This window comes from Legionella nautarum (assembly GCF_001467895.1).
Taxonomy (GTDB): Bacteria; Pseudomonadota; Gammaproteobacteria; order Legionellales; family Legionellaceae; genus Tatlockia; species Tatlockia nautarum.
Genome location: NZ_LNYO01000024.1, coordinates 98208 through 120302, shown reverse-complemented (window position 1 = coordinate 120302; position 22095 = coordinate 98208). Strand labels below are relative to the sequence as shown.

Below are 22095 nucleotides of genomic sequence, written 5' to 3'. Positions count from 1 at the left end.
CCCGTACGTCATCCCCTTTTCTTTATTCAATTATGGCTATATCTTTTCTTTAAATAATGCATCAATGCCCGCAGGGTCATCGCCTCTCCACCTTCAGGTTTGCCAGGTTTAGACGCGAGATTCCAAGCCATAAGATCAAAATGGACCCAGGATAAAGACTTGGGTATAAAGCGCTGTAAGAATAAAGCAGCTGTAATTGCCCCCGCATAGGGCGAAGGACTGGAATTCACTAAATCAGCCACCGTGGAATTAAGCAGTTCTTCATAGCCAGAAAACAAGGGTAAGCGCCATACTGGATCATTAACTGCCAAAGCAGATTCACTAATAGCCTGCGCTAATTGGTCATCATTAGAGAACATAGCCGCAATATCCGTACCTACCGCGACTCGCGCTGCTCCCGTCAGCGTTGCAAAATCAATCAATAAATCGGGCAAATCTTCGCAAGCCTTGGAAATTGCATCGGCTAATACTAAGCGCCCCTCCGCATCGGTATTATCAATTTCCACCGTTAAACCATTATGCATTTTGATAATATCACCTGGCCTGAATGAATTAGGACCTACTGAATTTTCAACAGCAGGAATAAACAAGCGCAAATAAATAGGTAATTGTTGCTCCATAATCCATTGTGCCAAACCTATTGCATGAGCAGCCCCGCCCATGTCTTTTTTCATCAAGCGCATTGCAGCAGAAGGTTTAAGATCCAAGCCCCCGCTGTCAAAACAAACCCCTTTACCAATTAAGGTGACCTTCGGATGATTCTCATTACCCCAGCTCAGTGTTGATAAGCGTGGTGGTGTTGCTGCAGCTTTACCTACGGTATAGATAGCATTCAAGTTTGAATTGACTAATTGCTCACCAAGCCATCTTTTGAAATGGGCTTTATATTTTACAGAAATCCTCGATACCTCCATGGACAACTCCTGTGGTCCTAAGGAGTTCGTCGGTCTGTTTATCAAATCACGAACCAAAAAAATAGCCTCGGCTTCAGCTAAAACTCCTGGTAATTCTTCTTTATTCACTAATAAAGTACGAGCCGAGCATTCTTGTTTTTTATATTCACTAAAACGATATTGCGCCAGAGACCAGTTAACCTTTGCACTATGCGACAAAACTTCCTGAGCAACATAGCAACCTGCAGGTAACTGAGTTGCCGCATTAGCTAACGCTAACATCTGATCACCATTCGCTGCACCAATGTAAGCCTTGCTCAGATGACCTTCAGCGGTATGAATCAGACAGAAATCACCCAATTTGCCAGTGAATTCTCGACTTAGAAGACAATTCCTCTCTGCGGGAGTTAATGCTTCCAGTCGTTGTTCCCAATGAGTTTCGGTCACTAAAAATAGGGGGATTGCTTTTTCAGACTGAATTTCATAAAACATGTCAGCAGGCATTATTGCTCCTTCATTTGGCCACGAAATTGCGCTATACGAACGCCGGTTAATACTAAACACAATAAATAAATAAGGACTGCAACCGATACATGAAACATGAGCAGAACTAAACGCATTAAAGCAGATTGGTCTAACCAATGCTGCACAGAACCAACCATCAGGTATAAATATAGGGCAATAGCAGCATTAGCAATCAATAATTGCATGAGAAATTTTATCCATCCTGCCGAGGGTTTATAAACCCCTCGGCGTCTCAGCAAGAATAACAACATCCCGCAATTGACATAGCCGGCCAAGGCAGAAGCGAGCGCAAGACCTGCATGCGCCAAAGGCCAAACGAATATAGCGCAAAGAATTGAATTGGCAACCATCGCCCAAGCCCCTACTTTTACAGGAGTTTTTATATCTTGGCGAGCATAAAAACCAGAGGCCAAAACCTTCACCATCATAAAAGCCGGTACACCGGAAGCAAGGGCAATAAGACTTTTTTGCGTTTGTATTAGATCATTGGGGGAAAATTTACCATATGTGAAACAACTGGCGATAAGCGGCATAGAAAACATAGCTAAGCCCAAACCAGAGGGTATGCCGATTAACAACAAGGAGCGTAAACCCCAATCCAAGGTCTTAGAAAATTTCTCACTACCTTGCTCAGCATGCCGTCTAGACAAATGCGGCAAAATAACGGTGGCTATAGCCACGCCAAAAACACCCAAAGGAAAATCAGTCAGTCTGTCGGTATAGTACAACCAGGTTACACTACCCACTTTAAGGAAGGAGGCAAAAATAGAATCAATCATCAGATTAATTTGCGCGATAGACACCCCAAATAAGGCCGGAACCATTAGCTTTAAAACGCGCCTCACGCCAGGATCGCTCCAAGCCATGCGTGGTTTTACTAGTAATCGACGATTATAAAGAAAAGGAATTTGGAAGCAGAATTGCACTATCCCAGCCACTAACACACCCCAAGCTAAGCCCACTACAGGTTGCTGCAGATGTGGACTCAAATAAATAGCAGCGACAATCATACAAATATTCAGAAGCACCGGAGTAAAGGCCGGAACACCAAAATACCCATAGGTGTTCAGAATCGCTCCTGCCATTGCCGTCATCGACACCAACATTAAAAACGGAAAAGTGATACGTAGCATTTCTGTAGCCAGTATAGAGCGCGTACTTCCCTCACCAAATCCTGGTGCAAAAAGAAAAATAATAAACGGCGCCGCAATAACACCAATCACCGTGACGAAAGTGAGCACAGCCCCTAATTGCCCTGCTATTCGCGCAATAAAAAGCCGTACATCATCGAAAGGACGTGTTTGTTGATACTCAGCAAGGACGGGCACAAAGGCTTGCGAAAAAGCCCCTTCAGCAAAGAGACGACGCATAAAATTAGGAATTCTGAACGCAACGTAGAAGGCATCCATTCCTGCTTGTGCACCAAATAATTGGGCAATTACCATATCACGTACAAAGCCAACCATACGTGAGATTAAAGTCATTAGCGATACAAGAGAGGTGGAACGTAATAGACTTTGCCGTTTAGGTACCATGGTTTCAATCGCTGACATAATCCGAATTAATTCACAAAACAAGCTTCTATGATATACCCTATTAAGAATAATTTGAGAGATTTTTAAAAAGTTTTTTCGAAAAGGCCAAATAATAAATAAGTTCGCACTTGAAAAAGGATGTCTTGATGAACCCACCAATTTCTAGCATTGCGCTCTACTCACTTCTCCCAGCTTTTACGATGATCATAGGAGGTACCGTAGCCAGCTTTTATCAACCCAGTAATAAATTGACTAGCGCCACCCAGCATTTTGCGGCGGGGGTAGTTTTTGCTGCGGTTGCCAAAGAGTTATTACCCAAATTAGGGGCAGATAATAGCCCCATCGCTTTAATTGTGGGTTTTAGTTTAGGGGTCATTTTAATGCTTCTGTTGAAAGCACTTACCAACAAACTGAATAAGCAAGAAGAGCAGTCCACAGGAGTATCTTTGGGCTTAGTTTCCTCGGTGGGAATTGATGTATTTATCGATGGTATCCTCATCGGCATTGCTTTTTTGACTGGTAAACAAGGCGGCATGTTGATTGCAATCGCCCTAGCTTTGGAAATTCTCTTTTTAGGTTTATCCACTTCCTCAACCTTAGGTATACGTTCGGTAAGTATAAAAACAAGGCTAGTACTTAGTTTTGGCCTAGCTTTACTCATTCCTCTGGGAAGTGTTTTGGGCGCAACCCTGTTATCTCAACTTCCACTCGCCATAACAGATGGCCTACTCTCCTTTGGTGTTGCTGCTTTACTCTATCTCGTTACTGAAGAATTATTGACTGAAGCCCATGAACATGAAATTGAGGAAACACCGTTAATTACGGCGAGTTTTTTTATGGGCTTTTTAGGAATTTTGATTCTTGAGAATCTTGCTGGTTAACAGGATCATCTCGAGCTGATGTATCCCCGCGAAATGAGTATCTAAGAGTAGTATTCATTTTATCCCATCATAGGAGCACGCATCGAGTGCGTCTCACAGCCTGTCCTGAGGCTCTCGAAGGAGAGGGCCTTTTCGCGGCACTTCGAGACAGCGCTGCGCGCTTCCTCAGTGCGAACGGTATGAACAAAAGGAACACTTTTTTGCGTGGCCATTTTACTTTGCTCTTTCCAGACCTATGAATCAAGCAAGCAAAAAATTTTGTTCAATAAGTTAATCAGCCATGATTCATTTTTTTATTCTGCAAGACTTCACTCTCTGATTATAACTTGTTAATCTCATTGCATTTTTATCATAGTGCCAATAAAAATATCATGTTGTTTCTTGAGTGCTTGATTTCGCCTGAGAGACATCAATAAACATCTCTATAAGGAAAATTTATGCCCAAAATTTATGCTGTAGCAGGTCTTTCGGGAAGTGGAAAAACCAAGGTTGCAGATGCATTAGTAAAACATTTTCAACTTCAGGGAAAGCGTTGCGTTAAATTATCAATAGATGATTATTATCGCGCAAATCCACAACCAGGCACTAACTTCGACGACCCTGCTTCTGTCGAGCTCGAGTTATTCGCCGAGCATCTTAAAGCCCTAAAAAACGATCAGGCTATTGAGGTACCAACCTATTCTTTTCACAAAGAAAATCGCTTAGCTGAAACAAAACCTATCATTCCAGATGAACACACGATCATCATTGTTGAAGGCATTTTTGCGTTAAATAAAGAACTCTGCGATACAAACAGCTATGATTCCACAATCTATGTAGATACCCGTTCAGATGAGTGTCTTGCTAGGCGCCTTCTTAGGGATGAAACAGAGCGAGGCAAGCCTATAAAGGAGAATCTGGAGTATTTTATGAAAAATATGCTCTCTAATTTGCATTTTATTGAAGACACCAAAAAATATGCTGATCATGTACTCTGCAACAGCAACCCAGAAGACATAGAGCAATTAATCGAAAAAATAGACCCGCAAACCCAGCAATCCGCTGAACCTGCTCCACTTTCTGCACCTGTAAAAGGATTTTTTGTGCCAGTATCAGCGAGAAAAAATACCGAGGTTCCACCAGAATCAACGGTAACAACAATTGGACAAACTACATTGACAGGGTTTGGCGGCAGCAAAAACTGAGCAAGAAATCGACCTTCAGTGTGCAAAAATAATTTGTACTATACTAAATCCACATCAGGAATTGCACACTAAAAGGGAATTTAAAATGAAAAAACAAGTTGTGCTCATTACTGGAGCTCTCGCAGGAATTGGTAAAGCCACTGCCTTAGCTTTTGCTCAACAAGGAGCAAAGCTTGTTATTTCGGGACGCAAAAAAGAATTAGGGCTTTCTTTAGCAAAAGAGCTCAAAGCACTCGGCTCTGAAGTAGAATTTATTCAAACTGACGTGCGTTATGAACCAGAAGTTCGCTCGCTCATTGATCAGACTGTAAAACATTTTGGCCACCTTGATGTAGCAGTGAATAATGCTGGAACAGAAGGCGCGATGACACCTATTGTCGAGTCAACAGTTGATAATTATCAATTGACCTTTGATACGAATGTATTAGGTGTCTTTTTATGTATGAAATACGAACTTCAGGTCATGATGTCACAGGGTTCGGGATCTATTATTAATCTCTCATCGATTGCCGGTAAAAAGGGCTTTCCAACAGCCGGGATCTATTGTGCATCTAAGCATGCCGTAGAAGGTTTTACGCAAGTTGCAGCGCTTGAAGCAGCTGAGTCTAATGTGAGAGTCAATGCAGTGGCGCCAGGTCCGATTATGACTGATATGTTTGACCGCTTTACTCAAACAGAGGAAAGAAAAACCGCTTTTACCTCATTGGTTCCTTTAAAACGCGCAGGAAAAGCTGCAGAAGTTGCCCAAACCATCCTATTTTTAAGTTCGGACGCAGCTTCATATATTACGGGACAAATTGTTGGCATAGATGGCGGGTTAATGGCCTAGGAGTAGCAAGCAATGATAGGGCCCCCTATCATTGCTTGCTATCACGATGTTCAGCATTTCTATCTTGTTTAAAACTGAGCTATAGTGCAAAAAAATTATTGTAGATAGTAAGAATGATCATTTGGATTGATGGCGATGCCTGTCCCAAGGCAATAAAACAAATTTTATATCGAGCGGCGATAAAACGTCAGGTTCCAGTGACAATCGTTGCAAACCATTTGGCGATGACACCCCCTTCTCCCTTTATAAAAAGGGTACAAGTAGAACCAGGATTCGATAGTGCAGATAACTATATTGTCAATCAGATTCAACCCCGCGACCTTGTTATTACTGCCGACATTATTTTGGCTGATCAGATTGTCACCAAACAGGCCCTTGCTCTTAGCCCAAGAGGTACGCTTTACTCAGTCAACAATATCAAACAAATATTAACAATGCGTAATTTAAATGAATCGCTGCGAGAAAATGGTATGTTGCGCGGAAATTTAAATACGCTCAGTGCTAAAGAAATTCAGCTTTTCTCAAATCATTTAGACAAAATAATTACCCAACATCACAGGCCGTCCTAAGCTGAGGGTATCGCCAGGAATTAAATAGATTATTTAGTTCATTGATCGTTTTGTTTGTACCGTTCACACTGAGGAAGCGCGCAGCGCTGTCGCGAAAAGCACCTCCCTTCGAGAGCTCAGGATGCGCGGAGACGTTAGGACGTCTCGAAGCCTTGCAAATCCTGATGTGAGACTTCGAGACGGCCTGAGCGTAGCAAGGATGACGTTCGGGGAATCTAATGAGCAGCTCGGTCGAATAATTAATCTTTATATTCAGAAATTGCACCAGTGGTTGCATTAATTTCTATCTTAAATTTCTTACCATCAGCGTTTAGTCCTTTCACTTCCCATTTGCCATGCTCATATTCAATTTTGCGAATATTGGTATACCCTGCCTTCTCAGCTGTAGAAAGTGCCTGCTGAATAGTTATTGAAGGATTAGTAGCTAAACTTGCAAAAGCCACTGAAGATCCTAAGAATAACAAGGCTAGACTAATTGTTCTCATTTTCATTTTTGATTCCCTCCAAAGTTTTCTATTTATTTTAATCAACTGGTCCGATATCCTACTGTATCTAATTGAGAATAGTTAATCAAAATGATTCAAGCTTTAGGTTTAATATATTGACAAATTCAACCTTATTGGGCATGATCACCATTTTTTTGTGACATCTGATTGATGTGGAGATTTTTAAGTGGCAAATATTAAATCAGCGATCAAACGTGCTCGCCAAAACGTAAAACTGCGTCAACATAATGCCAGTGCGCGTTCTATGTACCGCACCTACGTTAAAAATGTACTTAAGGCCGTTGAAGCCGGTGACCAAGAAGCTGCCCACGCAGCCTATGCTAAAGCACAACCAATTATTGATAAAGCTGCTGGAAAGGGTTTAATTCACAAAAATAAAGCTGCTCGTATTAAAAGCCGCCTGAGCGCACGCGTTAAAGCTATGGCTGCTTAACCCCGCGTTTCCGTCGCTCTAAGTCCGTAAACACCCGAACCGGTATTTTTTACCGGTTCGGTTCTATTTGAATCAATCGTTTTTCTATTGAAATCTGTTTATAAACTGAAGTGGATCCAGTCCTAATAACGGGTTTAGAAATGAACCTACTAGGCTCTGCGACTAACTCCAACTTGTTCGCGTGCCAGTGATTGGAGTATGGAATGAAATCCCTTATCTACAACAGAGAACCCACAGTATATAAGCATAAGACCTGACTTCAAGGCCACTTACTTCCAAAAACAAACCCCGTGGACAAACCACGGGGTTTCGTCAAATTACAGACATAATTAATCGGATTGATTACGTTCATTAAAAACTATTGAGAACGAAGCAGAATGCTGATTTAACTGTTCGTAAGCTCGTTTTGCTGGTACGTATTGTGGGAACTGAGTCATTAAACGTTTCAGAATCAAACGTGATAAATCCTCATCACCACGGTTCCATTCGTTTAGCGCATCAAAGTACATTAAATCAGCAGGTTGACGGGCTAGAACAGGGGAGCGATTTATTGAAATTGGCTCAATAAAACTGATCCTTTCTTGTTGTTGCGCATCGAGCCATTGCAGCATTTTGCGTGCTTGGAAACTACCATTATCGCTTGCTTGCTGTAATAAGCGCTTACCCTCTTCTGATTTATAATCTTGCGCGGTATTAAACAACATAAGAGCAAGTTGATATTGCGCATAACCATTATTGTTTGCTGCTAATTCACCATACAATTGTTTTGCTTGCTCAGTATCTTTGCTCACACCTAAACCATATTGATACATCCTAGCCAAAGCTAGTTTCGCTGTATCGTTACCTTTTGCAGCAGCTTCACTGTAATAATTCACTGCACTTGAGAAATCAAGCTTGGTTGCAACACCAGTCTCAGACAGCAAACCAAGTTGATAAAGCGCGTCTGGATCCCCTTGGACTGCCGCTTGTTTATAGAGTTGTAATGCTTTTTGTTCATTTCTATCTGTACCGAGGCCGTTAAAATACATTTCTGCCAATTGAGTCATCGCTTCGCTATAGCCTTTATCAGCAGATTTAGTAAACAGCGCTTGTGCTTTGGCATAATCAACCGGTAAGCCTTTGCCCTTTTCGTAAATTAAACCTAAGTCGTATTCACCTACTGCGTCACCTTTTTGGGCTGCTAGCTGAAAACTTTCTAAAGCCTTGAGGTAATTATCGTCAACAGTATCATAGATGAACCCAAGAGCCACGGCTGCTTTTGGATAGACTGCTTGTGCAGCAGCATACCATTTCTTAGCTTCAGCATAATCGGGTTCTTTACCGATTCGGCCTAATTGATAAAGTTGACCTAGCAAGAATTGCGCGATAGGTTGGCCTTGTTCCGCTGAAGCCAAATACCATTTAGCCGCTAATTCGCGATCAAGCTGCCCACCTAAACCTGTATCATAGAGATAACCGAGTTTTACTTGCCCCTCTTTATCTCCTTTTTCTGCTAAATATTGGTAGATATCACGAGCCTGTTGTATATTCGCTGGATCATCAGCTTGTGCAAGGTAGTAATCTGCAAGCAATAAGCTGGCTGTGGTATTACCTTCGTCTCGTGCTTTAATTAAATCATCAAGGAAGGATTCACCCTGCTGATGTTTTAGCACGGCTAAATTGAGACTTGCATAAGAAAAGCTAGCATCGGCAGCTTGTTGTAACAGTTCCAAGCCTTTTTCCACATTTTTGCCCAGACCCCTACCTTGACTGTAGTAAGTACCAAGCACGAAGGCATTTACAGGATTAAGGGGCGCTTGCTGATACCAATACAGCGCTTCAACTTGGTTAGCAGGTACCGCAATGCCTCGTTCATACATCATTCCTAATAAAAGAGCTGCTTCACCATTACCAGATCTTGCTTCTTTTTTAGCAACTTCAAAAGCTTGCATTTGCTTATCAGGATGAGCTGTGTCCATTGCATTGTAATAAGCTAAAGGCAATTCAGCTTCTGCAACACCTTGATTGACTGCACCTTGATAGAGTCGACGGATCAATTGGGTGCGATTTTGTTTAGCCATCACACTCAAGCCCCCTTGTTTTTGCTTAACTAAATACTCGGCTAAACGATATTCAGCAGGGCCATAGCCATTAGAGGAAGCAAGATAATACATCGCTAAAGCTTGTTGAACATTGGGCTCAACAATCATCGTGCCATTTCCATCAGTGAAACCTTTATCGTAAATATTAGCTAACACATATTGGGCATAAACATTTCCTTTAAACGCTGCATCAGTCATCCAACTCATTCCCTGCTTATAATCCACAGGATTGGTTTGACCTTCAAGGTATAAGATACCTAAATTGTATTCAGCACGAACATCTTGCTGTGCTGCTGCTAATTGGTAGTAAATGATAGCTTGTTGAGGACTTTTCACTACACCAATACCATATTGATAGAGCTGGCCAATTTCAAATTGAGCTGAGGAATTACCTAAAATAGCTTGGTTATAAAGTTGGCTGAGAACGGCTTGATAGTTTGCTTTATTCTTCCAGCCTACTGTTTTTTCTTTAAAATAATTAAAATCTTGTGGTCCTGATTGGTCAGGGAAGGGTGTACCTTCTTTAACCATAGATTCTCTTGGTTTATGCTCCACAGCCAGAGATTCATTTTTTTGCAAAGCCTCGATTTGCCTATCCAAGGGATAACGGGGGAAAGTCCAGGTTGCAATATGATTCGCATTTAACACGGGAGCTATGAGATCAAAATAATCATTGATCGGAATTTCACTAGGCTGAGCCATAGTAAAATTAGGTTTGTAAAGCTCAGCACGTGATAAGGCTTCCATTTGTGGAGCAGAATTATAGCTATTTTCTTTCAAGGCGAGAGGATTTTGCCAAGCGCTGTAAATACCTCCCAAACTATAATTATCAGCCGCAAAACTATCATCTCGACCATTGCTGAGCCAGCGGGCAGCTTGAATATCAGCAGCAACTTCTGATTCTTTTTTTGACAAGGTGTCTTTCGCTTTTTGTTGCCATTCGTCGGATAATTGTTGATTAGCGACCACACCTTTGCCGTCTTTATAAAGAAGCGCTAAAGCTTGTTGGGCTTCGCCAGAACCATTTTGCGCAGCTTTCAGAGTCCACATAAATCCAGTCTGCAGATTAAACAAAGCCGATTTAGGATCGGAATATAGACGAGCCAGAATCAGCTCTGCCTTCACATCATGCGCATTGGCTGCTTTGGTTAGCCAATCTTTACCAGTATCCAGTTGATTTTGTTTAATGGCCAACTCACCGAGTGTTACCATCGCTGCAGTAGAATTTTGAGCAGCGGCTTTCGTTAATAACTCAACCGCCTTAGCCGCATCACGAGTTACCCCTACGCCAGTCGCATAGAGCTCACCTAATTTGGCTTGTGCATCAACCATGCCTTGGTCGGCTGCTTTAGTTAACCAGATGGCTCCTAATTTTTTACTATTTTGATCGCGGCTACCCAGGAAATGGACTCCTAAGGTATATTGGGCAAGTGCATTACCCCCTTTCGCAGCCTCGATATAATATTTTCTAGCTATATCCTCATTCTTTTTCGTGCCTAAACCAAAGATATAAGCGGCAGCACAGTACATTTGCGCTTGGATATCTCCTGCAGCCGCCGATTTTTTAAACCAGTACAATGCCTTTTCCGGATCTTTTTCTTCGAGGAGATAATAACGGCTAAGTAATTGTTGGGCAGGTAAAATCCCTTTTTCCGCCGCTTGATTAAAATAGCGCAAGGCCAGAGTATTATTTTTTAATTGGCCGTAACCATATAAACGCATCCGACCCATATAATAATCAGCCACAGGATCGCTTCCAGACTGACTAAGTGTTTGTGCTGCAAGTGGATAATTTCCTAGACGATAAGCGTCCAATCCATCTGTAGCATAAGCCAATTGGCTTCCGGTAGCTGCAACCAAGTAAAACCATGGCACGAATGATTTCATGGTAACTCCCCTCTCATATATGTTTACTGCAAAAAATCTATCTGAGTAACTCGCTTATTTTTATTACATTCCTGGAATAATGCCATAGTGCACTACCGCACTTACCGCACCATTCCTTGTACTGCTATTCATTAACCAATAATTACCGCGATTATTTAAGCCATACCTTACATTGGTGTACTCGCAAACTCTCAAACTTTGGGCACAATCAATAACTTGTCCATATTGAGATTTTTTGTCAGGAATCGTGCAAATGAATTTAACCATTTTTTCACTTGTCGATAAAATTCCCCACTCGTGAGGCCCAATCACATGATTTAAATACAAACTCCGTGAACTTTCTTCCCCACGCATCTGAAAAAGGTTCACGGGTTGGCCGAGGGTGTTAAATAAAAAATACATCGATTGATTCTGACCATTTGCGCCGGTAACTAAATGTAAGGTTTCCAATTCAAATTGATATCCTGAGTTATAACAACCAATAGGTGGTCTATTATCCTCTTTTTCCGCTTTGTCTTCTTTCTGGCCCTTCGCATTCGCTAGGCCAACTGACAATAAAATCAATAACAGGCTTAAACCTAGGTTGGTTTTGATTGTGTTCATTCTTGTGGCTCCTCTTTTGTCAGAACAGGACGAATCACTACTTTTGTACCCAAAAAGTGATTAGCATCATTAGATAAATCGACAAAATTATGGTTTAGCCATTCCGCATCGCGAGTAAACATTCTCACACAACCATGACTTGCTCTATATCCAGGAATATCCGGGGAACCGTGTAAAGCAAAACCCTTATGGAAATACATGCAGAAGGGCATTTTTGCTCCGCCACGTCCGATAGGATATACATTAGATCGGCAGCGTTCATTTTCTTTGCTGAAAAAGCGGAAGATCCCTGTCATTGTGCGGCAGGAACGAGCAGCATCTGGACATCTGTCCCTTCCTGAGGAGATAGGGCCCCATTTCACTAACTGCCCTTCTTTATCATAAGCTCCCCAAGCTAACTTATCCTGATCAACAATCACTTGCTTTTCACCTTCGGGATTAATTTTTAATGGGAAAGGAGAAAAATCAAGAAGGTTTTTTTCAGCAAGATTACGTGGGACAGCAATCACTTTACCAGCCCACAGAGAGTTATAAGTTCTATTCAAGCGTTGGACAACATCACGCTGCTGTTCGTTAGGAAATAATTTTTCCCAAGTTTCCCCAGACCCCACTTTAATGCATTGATAATCTGGATAAGCACAGAGCGCGGTACCGTAGTAGTTTGCAGCATTAACTGCGGCTGCCTGTATCATCAGCGCAATCACTCCTGTTATTTTTTTCATGTCGTGATTCCCCTAATTCATCTTTAATTTTTCTAATGCAAGAAGCATGCTTAAATGCAAAAAATTTCTTCTTACTCGTTATTATTATTTCAATTCCCAGATTGCAGCTTAAAAGCAAGCTCCATCTCCTGTGTCGGTAGAATGTTTAAAAAGTTTAGCTTTTGGACAAAATTTATAACGAATAACTATAATTAGCTTATGTAGACTTGAATTTAAACTCTATGAATACAAAAAAATTCCTTATAAATGAGCACTCTCCGCCAAACAAGATTTGGGAGAATCGCATTCTAAATGAGGAAACTAAACGGAATTTACAAGCGACTAAGGATGCGGTAATTGTATTCGATCTGCATGGTAAGGTGATTTTTCTGAATGAGTCTGCAATAAAATATTTCCCATGCCCGCTTAGCCAAACCATAGGCAAACCAATAGGAAAATTAATCCCTCTGAACACCATTGCCCAGAAACGATTATTCTGTAAAGCAATGAAATATTTTTTTCTGGCCAGCACAGGCATTCCACAACAATTTCATTGGGTGGAAGAAAAAGGTAAACATCCGATTCGGGCTTTTAATCTGATCTTTAATGCCACTGTTCTTAACGATGAAAAAGTTATCATTACCCGATTTATTGATATCCTACAAGTAAAAACCTTTGAATGGGCACTGTGGTCTTTGGCTAAAATTACTAATTACGGCTGTATAAACGAGGTCATTGATGACATTACTGAATTAGCCTCTGAAGTATTTCGTGCCGAGTATGCTGTAGTTAATCTTTTTGATCAGGAAACTACTCACTCCATTAGTTATTTTTATCAGGGAAAAAAAGAACCGAATTTCACCCATGCCTTAGCTAATACTCCTTGTGCGCAAGTAAGAAAAGAAAAGAAAATTTGTCATTATAATGGCAATGTTCGCACTAAATTTCCTGAGACTCAGCTATTCACTGATTTCAATATTACTTCTTATTTAGGTGGTCCGCTGATTAATTCTGAGGACGAAGTGGTTGGGGCCTTGGTCGTCATGTCAGCACGAAAATTTGAAGTCGACTCTATCTATAAGACCTTGTTTCAACTGTTTATAGACAGAATAAGTCTAGAAATTGAACGACTACTTGCGCAAAGAAAATTACAATTCCTAGCCAGCATCCCACAGCAAGATCCCAATCCTGTAATTCGTATTCACTCGGATGGTACTTTTCTTTATGCCAATCAATCGGGGCTAGAAATTCTTCATCAGTGGTCAATGCGTAACAACAAAATTCCCAACGAGCTCCTGAAAGTCTGCCAACGAGCACAAGAGCAAAGGAAAGTAATTCGAGAAGAATTTACCATTAATCATCGAATTTATCTTTTCACTCTAGTTTGGATTGAAAGCTTTTCTCAAATCAATATTTATGCCATCGATATCAGCGAACTCAAATGGGCGCAGCAAAAAATGCGTGATCTTGCCAACTTCGACACCTTAACCAATGTGGCCAATCGCGAGCACTTTAAAAGGACCTTCAATCATTGGCTCATCGATGCTAAAAATAATAACGAACCATTGGCTCTTTTACTGATTGATCTTGATAATTTTAAATCAGTTAATGATACCTTTGGCCATCCGATTGGTGATCGCCTATTAAAAACGGTCACACGTAGAATATCTGGTTGTTTAAGAAGTTCAGATTTTATCGCTCGATTGGGCGGTGATGAATTCGTCGTTCTTTTAAAAATACATCAGTCTTATGATATCTTTAAAATTGCCAAAAAAATCAACCAAGTACTTTCCTCGCCCTTTGAACTCGGCGAATACCATATCGAATCCTCTTGCAGTACCGGAATTAGTTTTTACCCGCAAGATGGAGTCACGACAAGCGAGCTGCTTAAAAATGCCGATATTGCCATGTATCAAGCGAAAAAAAATGGCCGCAACCAATTTTGTTTATTTTCTAACGTCAAACATAGTAGTGAATCTAAACGACGAACTATTATCAAAAGAAGTTTAAAAAGCGCGGACTTGGCCACTCAGCTATCGATTAATTATCAACCACAATTTGATTTGCAATCAAAAAAAATAATCGGTTTTGAAGCTTTCGTTCGCTGGTATCATCCTAAAGAAGGATTAATCTCCCCCTATGAATTTATTCCTCTTGCAGAACAAACTGGCGCGATTTATTCCATTGGTTATTGGGTCATTCAGCAAGCGCTGCAAGATTATCAAAAAACGATGCAGCTCGTTTCGGATGCTAAGCTTTCGCTAAATATTGCTCTATCACAACTTAATGACCATCATTTTATTGAGTATTTGTGTGAAAATATCCATCGTTTTGAAGTCAGTAATGAACTCATTGTATTAGACTTGGCAGAGCAGATATCCACCATTCAGTACCGCCATCTTGATGAGCATTTACAAGAAATTCATAAACTGGGAATCCAATTAAGCTTAGATAATTACGGCAGCGAACATTCATCCATCTCCCGCTTACTCGAGGTTCCGATTAACGTTGTAAAAATAGACCAAAATTTTCTTCACACCCTGGAAACTCAGCCGCGGCATAGAGCGTTTATTAGCGGTATCATTGATTTGGCCAATAAAATGGAATTACAAGTGATTCAAAAAGGGGTAGAAAGCAAAAGTCAGAATGAAGTACTAAAAAATTTAGGCTGCCGCTATGCCCAGGGATTTTATTATTGCCCTCCTCTTTCATTAAGTCAGTTAAAAGAATTTTTAACAAAATATGCTATTTTGAATTAACGTCAATTATCTTCGCCCCCTTCGGGCTGAGTCCTTCGAGAACCTCAGGATGCACGAAGATGTTAGGCCGTCTCAAAGCTTTGCAAATCCTGATGTGAGACTTCGAGACGGCGTAACGCCTCCTCAGTCTGAACGGAATAAAATTAATACAAATTCCTTAGATACCCCTTCCGTGGGGATACCTCAGAGCCCGAATAGCTCACCCTAATAAAATCTTCCCACAACTGACCTAAACATCGTGAAAATGCTCAAATATTCGTGCGGCTAATTCATTGTTTATCCCATTTACCTTCGCAATTTCAGAAAGCGGCGCCTTGGCTAATTCCCGCAACCCGCCAAAGCGTCGTAATAAAGCTTGTCGCCTTTTAGGACCGACACCTTCAATTGATTCCAGCGAGGAATCGAGACTGGCATGTTGCCGTTTTTTTCGATGCGAGGTAATTGCAAAGCGATGTGCCTCGTCACGAATATGCTGCAGTAAATGTAAGGCCGGTGAATCGGAGGGTAGAGTCAGCTCTTTATTCTCAGCCACTAAAATCAAACGCTCCCAGCCCGCTTTGCGGTCAGGACCTTTAGCAATTCCTAAAAGGGTAACACCCTGGACCTGCAGAGACTTCAGAACCCTTTCTGCAACTGCCACCTGGCCTTTGCCACCGTCAATAATAAGTACATCGGGTAATTGCTGTTCTTGCTGCAAACGCTTAAACCGTCGCCCAATCGCCTGCTCCAGCGCCGCATAATCGTCTCCAGGCGTAATACCACTAATATTAAAACGACGATAATCGCTCTTACGCGGACCTTCTGCATCAAAAATCACACAGGAAGCCACCGTTTCTTCCCCTTGGGTATGGCTAATATCAAAACACTCCATACGCAGAATACTATCTTCACGTTGAAGTAGGTTGGCCAAGGCCTGATACCTCATTCTTATTGTCGATGAAGAGGCAATATGCTCGGCAATTGAAAGACGCAGATTGTTAAGCGCAAAATCCAACCATCGAGCCTTCACACCTCGTGGCTGAATTTGGATCTGACAATTTTTGCCACGTAACTCGCTCAACAACTGTTCTAAGGTTTCGCGCTCAGGAACAGCATGATGGCTAATGATCAGCGCCGGGATACGCTCTGGTGTATCGATATAATAAAAAGAAATGAAAGCGGTAAACACTTCTTGCCACAGATTCTGCCCATCATTTTCAGTTTCGGCAAAACCTTGCCTTGGTACTGATGGAAAAAAGTTTTGACTAGTCAACACATGGCCATCGCGAACAGTAACATATTGAATACAAGCAAAGCCGGGCTGGGCCTCAATAGCTATTACATCAGCATCGCCCCGGAGCTGCACAACCCCCTGCTGTTCTTGAACCAAGCGTAGGCTTTTGATTTGATCACGTAAAATTGCCGCTTCCTCAAACGCCAATTGCTTCACTGCTTGCTCCATGCGTTTAGCCAATTCTTCAAGCAAAAGTTGTGATTTACCCTGTAAAAACCTTGTTGCATCATCCACGGATTGTTGATAATCCTCTGGCGAAATATAGCCAGTACAAGGCGCTGTGCAACGTTTAATTTGGTATTGCAAACAGGGTCGAGAGCGCGTGCTAAAATAACTATCACTGCAATTGCGAATTTTAAATACTTTTTGAATCGTAGCTAAAGTCTCCCGCACTGCCGCCGCACTTGGATAAGGCCCATAAAACTCCCCCTTACGTGGCTTTTTTTTGGAGCGATATAATTCCATGCGCGGAAAAAGATGATTCGAAGTGACATGAATATAAGGATAGGATTTATCATCACGAAGAAGAACATTGTACTTAGGTCGCAGTGCTTTGATTAAATTAGATTCCAATAAAAGCGCTTCGGTTTCACTGCGGGTCACGCTGACTTCAATTGAAGCAACCTGACTAATCAAAGAGCGGGTTTTCACCCCAAGATTTTGCTTGTTAAAATAACTAGATACTCTTTTTTTTAAATTTCGCGCTTTGCCCACATAAAGCACTCTACCACTTGTATCTACCATCCGGTAAACACCAGGTTCAGTGGTGAGATTGGTTAGAAAATTGGTGATATCGATTGATGTTTTATCAGTCATGTACTGCAAGCCGGTCTAAATGCAATGGTGAATCTATTAAAGTATAGACAGTTTCCTTAACCCCCTCTTACCAACCAATAGGAGCTGGGCCAAGGCCCATAGCCGTCAAGTTAAGAGTATTTATCTGCTCCGCGCATCCTGGGCTGTCGAAGGACTCAGCCCGATCGGTTAATTTTCAACCTAAAAAACCCAATTATCAGCCAGCTTCACCTGAGACGGCTATCGGTCTTGGCTAGTGGGCTCTGCCTTAACAATAACCCTCTACAGCCTAGCTCCCGCAGCTTGTCCGCCGAATTCATGAATTTAATGCCCTAGCAAGATCGCTAGATCTTAGGGACAAACTTCCGGGGTAAAAGCAGCAGATTAGGCCAAAGCCCCACCTACAAACCTATCCTTCATCATGCAAAGCATCATTAGGCTGTTCAATAACACGATGTTTCATCGCTAAGAAAGTAAGCTCAACATCATTTTTTATACCCAGCTTCTCAAACATACGATATCGATAACCATTGATTGTTTTAGAGCTTAGGAATAAACGGTCTGCGATATCTTGTACAGTCATGCCACTCGTGATCATCAGCATCACTTGCATTTCACGCTCTGACAGTAGGTCAAAAGGAGAATCTTGTACAGCTTCTAAGCTATTAATTGCCATTTTCTGCGCAATTTCAGCACTTAAATACTTCTCTCCCTTAGCCACTTTACGGATAGCTGCAGCCATTTCTTCGGCACCCGACTCTTTTGTTAGATAACCCATAGCACCTAGTTGTAAAACTCTTGTAGGCAATGGTTCGGTACACATAGCTGTGACAGCGATGACTTTGACTTGCGGATTTGATTTTTTAAGTCGTCTAGTGACTTCCCAACCATCGATACCCGGCATTTTCATATCAAGTAGCACGACATCCGGCTTATGGGATTTAACCAAAGCCAAAGCCTGCTCACCGCTCTCCGCATCAGCAAACACTTCCATATCAGAAAGGTCATCTAATAATCGTCGAATACCCATTCGCACTAGGGCGTGGTCATCAACAATTAGCACTTTTATCAAGCCTTGCTCCTTGACTCATTCATGTCAATGAACAGAAAACATGCAAGGATATTAGCAAGACTGACTTAGCATTACAATTAGATCTCATTTTAGCCGAAACCTTTATCATCTTTTTGCTAAAATATTGCCTTATGAGCACAAAATTAGAAACTGTTGATCAGGGAAATTTACCTCCCAACAGCCTTAAAACTAGCAAGCTAAAATATGAATATTGGGATTATTCGGATCAACCGGGAATAAAGCTGGGTATTCACCTAGTTCCCGAGCGCGATCGATAAAGTGACTAATATCCGCTTCAACAAAATCATAAAGTTCTTGGTAATCATTAATGACAAAATACACGGCCTGCAACATATCAATGCGATAAGGCATACGAAAAGCAACAACTGGATCAAAGAGCACCCGCATGGATTTATCACTTTCAACGCTATAAGCCGTCTCACTGATCGAGGACAAAATTCCCCCCCCGTAAGCTCGCAAACCTTGGGGAGTTTTAATCAACCCAAACTCCACGGTAAACCAGAAAAGTCTCTGCAATAACTCCCATTTCTCTTCGGGTAGACTTAAAACCCTACGCGCATAATTACAAACAAAATCCGCATACACGGGATTGGTCAACATGGGGCAATGCCCAAAGATTTCATGAAAAATATCAGGCTCTTTCACATAATCGATCTCTTCTTCACAACGAATAAAGGTTGCGGCAGGAAATCGTCGATCCGCTAATAATTCAAAAAAAGCACGTGCGGAAATCAATGCTTCCACCGGTTCAACTCGCCATCCAGTTAAAGAATTGAGACGACGGCTCAGATCCGGTAGTTGTGGAATATGATCAGAAGATAAATTAAGGCTATCTAAACCCTGCAAAAACTCATCACAGGCTCTTCCAGGTATTACCTTCATCTGACGCTCATAAAGTATTTGCCAGATGCGATGCTCTTCATTTGAATATTCCACCAAACCTTGTGCATTAGGTCGGTGAGCAACGTAACGACTGACAAATTCCATAATAGCTCCTAAAACTGACAAATATGATCTAATTGTTTAAATTATAGCGCTTTGCTTTATTGTGCAATACCATTGCGCATCTTTGACCGGTGTTTTATATAAAGGAGATGTTGAGCTAAGTCCTACCCTCTCTCCCCTTATCAAGACTCAACCAAAATCTTACATAGCTTATCTTCCAAGGCCTTATATTTCGCACCTGATCCGATAAAACCATTAATCATAATCGAAAATATCAAAGTCTGCTTTTTGTCAGTTTCCAGATAACCCGACAAAGCAGTCACCGCGGTTTCTGAACCGGTTTTAGCATGTATTTTTCCTAACGTCGCCACCCCTTTCAATCGATCTTTAAGAGTTCCATCGACGCCTGAAACAGCGAGAGAAGCGATAAAATCAGTTGCTGCTGTAGAAGAGTAAATTTTTTGCAATAAATTGACTACCTGCTGCGGCGTCAAAAAATTATAACGGGAGGCACCCGCCCCATCGATTAGCATAGTTTTAGGAAATTTAACCTGTAGCGACTGGGCCAAAATATCACGCACCGCCCGATTTCCATTCTGGAAACTACCTGCTTCATGGGCATAATTAGAACCCATGGTCTTAAATAAGGCTTCTGCAATCGTATTATCCGAGTCTTTTAACATGATTGCTACCAGCTTTTTTAAAGGAGGCGAATCTTGACTAGCAAAGGGTTTAGTTGTCATTTCAAATTTTTTAAATTCGATCTCTCCCGAGGTAGCAATTTGGTTTTTATCGAATAAATATTTTAATAAAATTTGCACATTAGCACGCGGATTATTAATTGCCATTTCAACAGGATAAGGAGTGGCAGAAGTCTTAAGACAGCCGTTGATCACATAGCTTGTCTCATCATTTCGTTTGACTTTGATGGCACAATTTTTAACCGAAGCCGGTTCTGTTACTGCTTGATTGACAAATTGCATCGGCTGAGGATAGTTCGGCAACTCAAGTTTTACAGGCTGCCCTGCCTCTGAAGCCGGTACTAAAGTCGCAGTGACACAATTATGATTAATAATCAATGCACTAATGGGTGAACCCCAGCAATAATCCTGATCATCCCAAGCAGTTCCGGGACTCATTTTCATTTCATCAAAAGCCGTATCGTCAATAATTATTTTACCTTTGATGCGTCGAAGTCCTATTTCTGCTAATGAATTGATAAGTTGTTCAAATTGTAGGGTTGTTAAACTTGGATCCCCGGAAAATTGCAGATAAAGGTTGTCTTTTAAAATGCCTTTATGAATTTTGGTATAGTCTAAAAATAACTGCGTGTGATATCTAAACTCAGGACCTAGGGCTTGCAATGCGGCATAGGCGGTGAATAATTTCTGGGTACTAGCCGGCGTAAAATAGCGATCGACATCTTTTTTATAAAGGATCTCACCCGTTTTTGCGTCTTGCACAAAAATGCCAATGTTTATGTTTTCACCAAAGTCTTTTAAAGCCGTTTGTATTTTTTCAGCAAGCTGCCCAGACTCGGCAGCTGCGGTTGCAAAACTCATCGTTGAGAAAAAAGAGGCAAAAAACGCTAAGGCTAAAAAATACTTTTTCATAGTTATTTATTCCAATTTTGGTTGAATCAATGAGAGCCTATTAACCACTGCCATTATTAATGGTGTTGCTCTTTATCTCTACTTCCCGCGGCTTGTCCACGGGATATCGACAAAGGAGTTTTCATTAACCCTACCCTTGGTTTCGCCGAATTTGGGAAATAGGTATAAAGGTTTCCGTGCCTTTTTCCAAGCGCCGCTGACTCCCTTTCCAAGCATGTCCGTACACTACTTCATAGGTCAGTGGATATTTACCTTCTGCTGTACATAAAACCTGGTACGCCGACTCAAAAGCTTGCCACGAAGTCTTACCAGTCAAACCTTCATTGCGCGATTGATTAATGTTACGCACGCCTTGTGCTTTTAAATTCTGCAATAAATGATTGAGACTAGGATAGTGTACTGTCAATAACTCCATATCGACAACTGGATCAAGAAAATGCTCCATTAATAAACAATCACCAATGTCATGCATATCGATAAACTCATTGGTGTGCGCGTATTGATCTGCTTGTAACCATGCCTGCTTTAATTCTTTGAAGGTATCAGGGCCCAGTGTCGAAAACATTAAACAACTGTTCACGTTCATGACGCGATTTAATTCCTGAATGACCGCTGACAGCGGCTGCGCCCAATGAACTACTTGATTGGCAAAGACTAAATCAAATAAGCCATCAACAAAGGGCAGCGCGACCATATCCGCATTAATTAAAGGCCATTTGCGTCGCCATCCTTGTTTTTTCTGTGCTTGTTGCAACATCGCATAAGATAAATCCAAGCCAATAATCTCTGCTTGCGGATAAAGTTTTTTTAGCATCTTGCTAAAAAGACCCGTGCCACAGCCTAAATCAAGCACATAACGCGGATTAATTTTTAAATAATGTAGGCGTTCGAATAACCGCTCACCAATTTCATTTTGCACTTTTGCAGCTTGTTCATATTCTGTAGCATGCTTACTAAAAGCATTGCAAATTTCAGTTCTAAGATTCATCA

17 protein-coding genes are annotated in these 22095 nt (G+C 41.4%); 6 read left to right on the top strand and 11 right to left on the bottom strand.

All coding sequences use genetic code 11. The features are described 5' to 3' along the window. Window positions 1-26 precede the first annotated feature (26 nt). Both Lnau_RS12370 and murJ read right to left on the bottom strand, forming a co-directional pair. Window positions 27-1397: a leucyl aminopeptidase family protein gene (locus Lnau_RS12370; RefSeq protein WP_058505460.1), complete on the bottom strand. Its 1371-nt coding sequence runs from the start codon at window positions 1395-1397 to the stop codon at window positions 27-29. Then, complete coding sequence (gene murJ / locus Lnau_RS12365) at window positions 1397-2971, bottom strand: murein biosynthesis integral membrane protein MurJ (RefSeq protein ID WP_058505459.1); 1575 nt, start codon at window positions 2969-2971, stop codon at window positions 1397-1399. The genes Lnau_RS12370 and murJ overlap by 1 nt, the downstream gene beginning before the upstream one ends. A 128-nt stretch (window positions 2972-3099) precedes the next feature. Between murJ and Lnau_RS12360 the strand changes: the two genes are divergently transcribed. The 4 genes from Lnau_RS12360 to Lnau_RS12345 all read left to right on the top strand — a co-directional run bounded on the left by Lnau_RS12360 (window position 3100) and on the right by Lnau_RS12345 (window position 6416). After that, window positions 3100-3834 (top strand): ZIP family metal transporter, encoded by a 735-nt coding sequence (locus tag Lnau_RS12360; RefSeq protein ID WP_058505458.1) that lies wholly within the window; start codon window positions 3100-3102, stop codon window positions 3832-3834. 437 nt (window positions 3835-4271) lie between these two features. After that, on the top strand, window positions 4272-5018 hold the full coding sequence (locus Lnau_RS12355; RefSeq protein WP_058505457.1) for a uridine kinase family protein: 747 nt from the start codon (window positions 4272-4274) through the stop codon (window positions 5016-5018). A gap of 85 nt (window positions 5019-5103) precedes the next feature. Then, window positions 5104-5847 (top strand): SDR family NAD(P)-dependent oxidoreductase, encoded by a 744-nt coding sequence (locus Lnau_RS12350; RefSeq protein WP_058505456.1) that lies wholly within the window; start codon window positions 5104-5106, stop codon window positions 5845-5847. Window positions 5848-5960: 113 nt separating this feature from the next. Then, window positions 5961-6416, top strand: coding sequence for a YaiI/YqxD family protein (locus Lnau_RS12345; protein WP_058505455.1), 456 nt, complete (start codon window positions 5961-5963; stop codon window positions 6414-6416). Window positions 6417-6655: 239 nt separating this feature from the next. Here the strand turns inward: Lnau_RS12345 and Lnau_RS12340 are convergent, their stop codons facing one another. Continuing rightward, on the bottom strand, window positions 6656-6907 hold the full coding sequence (locus Lnau_RS12340; protein ID WP_058505454.1) for a PepSY domain-containing protein: 252 nt from the start codon (window positions 6905-6907) through the stop codon (window positions 6656-6658). A 181-nt stretch (window positions 6908-7088) separates the two neighbouring features. Between Lnau_RS12340 and rpsT the strand changes: the two genes are divergently transcribed. Next, window positions 7089-7355, top strand: a complete 267-nt coding sequence (gene rpsT, locus Lnau_RS12335; protein WP_058505453.1) for a 30S ribosomal protein S20 — start codon at window positions 7089-7091, stop codon at window positions 7353-7355. Window positions 7356-7684: 329 nt separating this feature from the next. Here rpsT and Lnau_RS12330 read toward each other — a convergent pair whose 3' ends face one another. The 3 genes from Lnau_RS12330 to Lnau_RS12320 form a co-directional block, all read right to left on the bottom strand. Next, window positions 7685-11323: an SEL1-like repeat protein gene (locus Lnau_RS12330; protein WP_058505452.1), complete on the bottom strand. Its 3639-nt coding sequence runs from the start codon at window positions 11321-11323 to the stop codon at window positions 7685-7687. A gap of 63 nt (window positions 11324-11386) precedes the next feature. Further along, window positions 11387-11926, bottom strand: coding sequence for a hypothetical protein (locus Lnau_RS12325; RefSeq protein WP_058505451.1), 540 nt, complete (start codon window positions 11924-11926; stop codon window positions 11387-11389). Continuing rightward, on the bottom strand, window positions 11923-12648 hold the full coding sequence (locus Lnau_RS12320; RefSeq protein ID WP_058505450.1) for a L,D-transpeptidase: 726 nt from the start codon (window positions 12646-12648) through the stop codon (window positions 11923-11925). Before Lnau_RS12320 ends, Lnau_RS12325 begins: the two co-directional genes overlap by 4 nt. Window positions 12649-12869: 221 nt before the next feature. Between Lnau_RS12320 and Lnau_RS12315 the strand changes: the two genes are divergently transcribed. Beyond that, complete coding sequence (locus Lnau_RS12315) at window positions 12870-15386, top strand: EAL domain-containing protein (protein ID WP_058505449.1); 2517 nt, start codon at window positions 12870-12872, stop codon at window positions 15384-15386. A 229-nt stretch (window positions 15387-15615) separates the two neighbouring features. Here Lnau_RS12315 and uvrC read toward each other — a convergent pair whose 3' ends face one another. From uvrC to bioC, 5 genes are all read right to left on the bottom strand, one after another. Beyond that, on the bottom strand, window positions 15616-17475 hold the full coding sequence (gene uvrC / locus Lnau_RS12310; RefSeq protein ID WP_058505448.1) for an excinuclease ABC subunit UvrC: 1860 nt from the start codon (window positions 17473-17475) through the stop codon (window positions 15616-15618). A 388-nt stretch (window positions 17476-17863) separates the two neighbouring features. Beyond that, the gene (gene letA, locus Lnau_RS12305; protein ID WP_058505447.1) at window positions 17864-18526 is read right to left on the bottom strand and encodes a two-component system response regulator LetA; all 663 of its coding nucleotides are present in this window, start codon (window positions 18524-18526) and stop codon (window positions 17864-17866) included. Between the two features lie 189 nt (window positions 18527-18715). Continuing rightward, window positions 18716-19534, bottom strand: coding sequence for a phenylalanine 4-monooxygenase (phhA, locus tag Lnau_RS12300; protein ID WP_058505446.1), 819 nt, complete (start codon window positions 19532-19534; stop codon window positions 18716-18718). A gap of 140 nt (window positions 19535-19674) precedes the next feature. Further along, on the bottom strand, window positions 19675-21105 hold the full coding sequence (gene dacB, locus Lnau_RS12295) for a D-alanyl-D-alanine carboxypeptidase/D-alanyl-D-alanine endopeptidase (RefSeq protein ID WP_058505445.1): 1431 nt from the start codon (window positions 21103-21105) through the stop codon (window positions 19675-19677). A gap of 130 nt (window positions 21106-21235) precedes the next feature. Continuing rightward, window positions 21236-22093, bottom strand: a complete 858-nt coding sequence (gene bioC, locus Lnau_RS12290; protein ID WP_058505444.1) for a malonyl-ACP O-methyltransferase BioC — start codon at window positions 22091-22093, stop codon at window positions 21236-21238. Window positions 22094-22095: the final 2 nt, after the last annotated feature.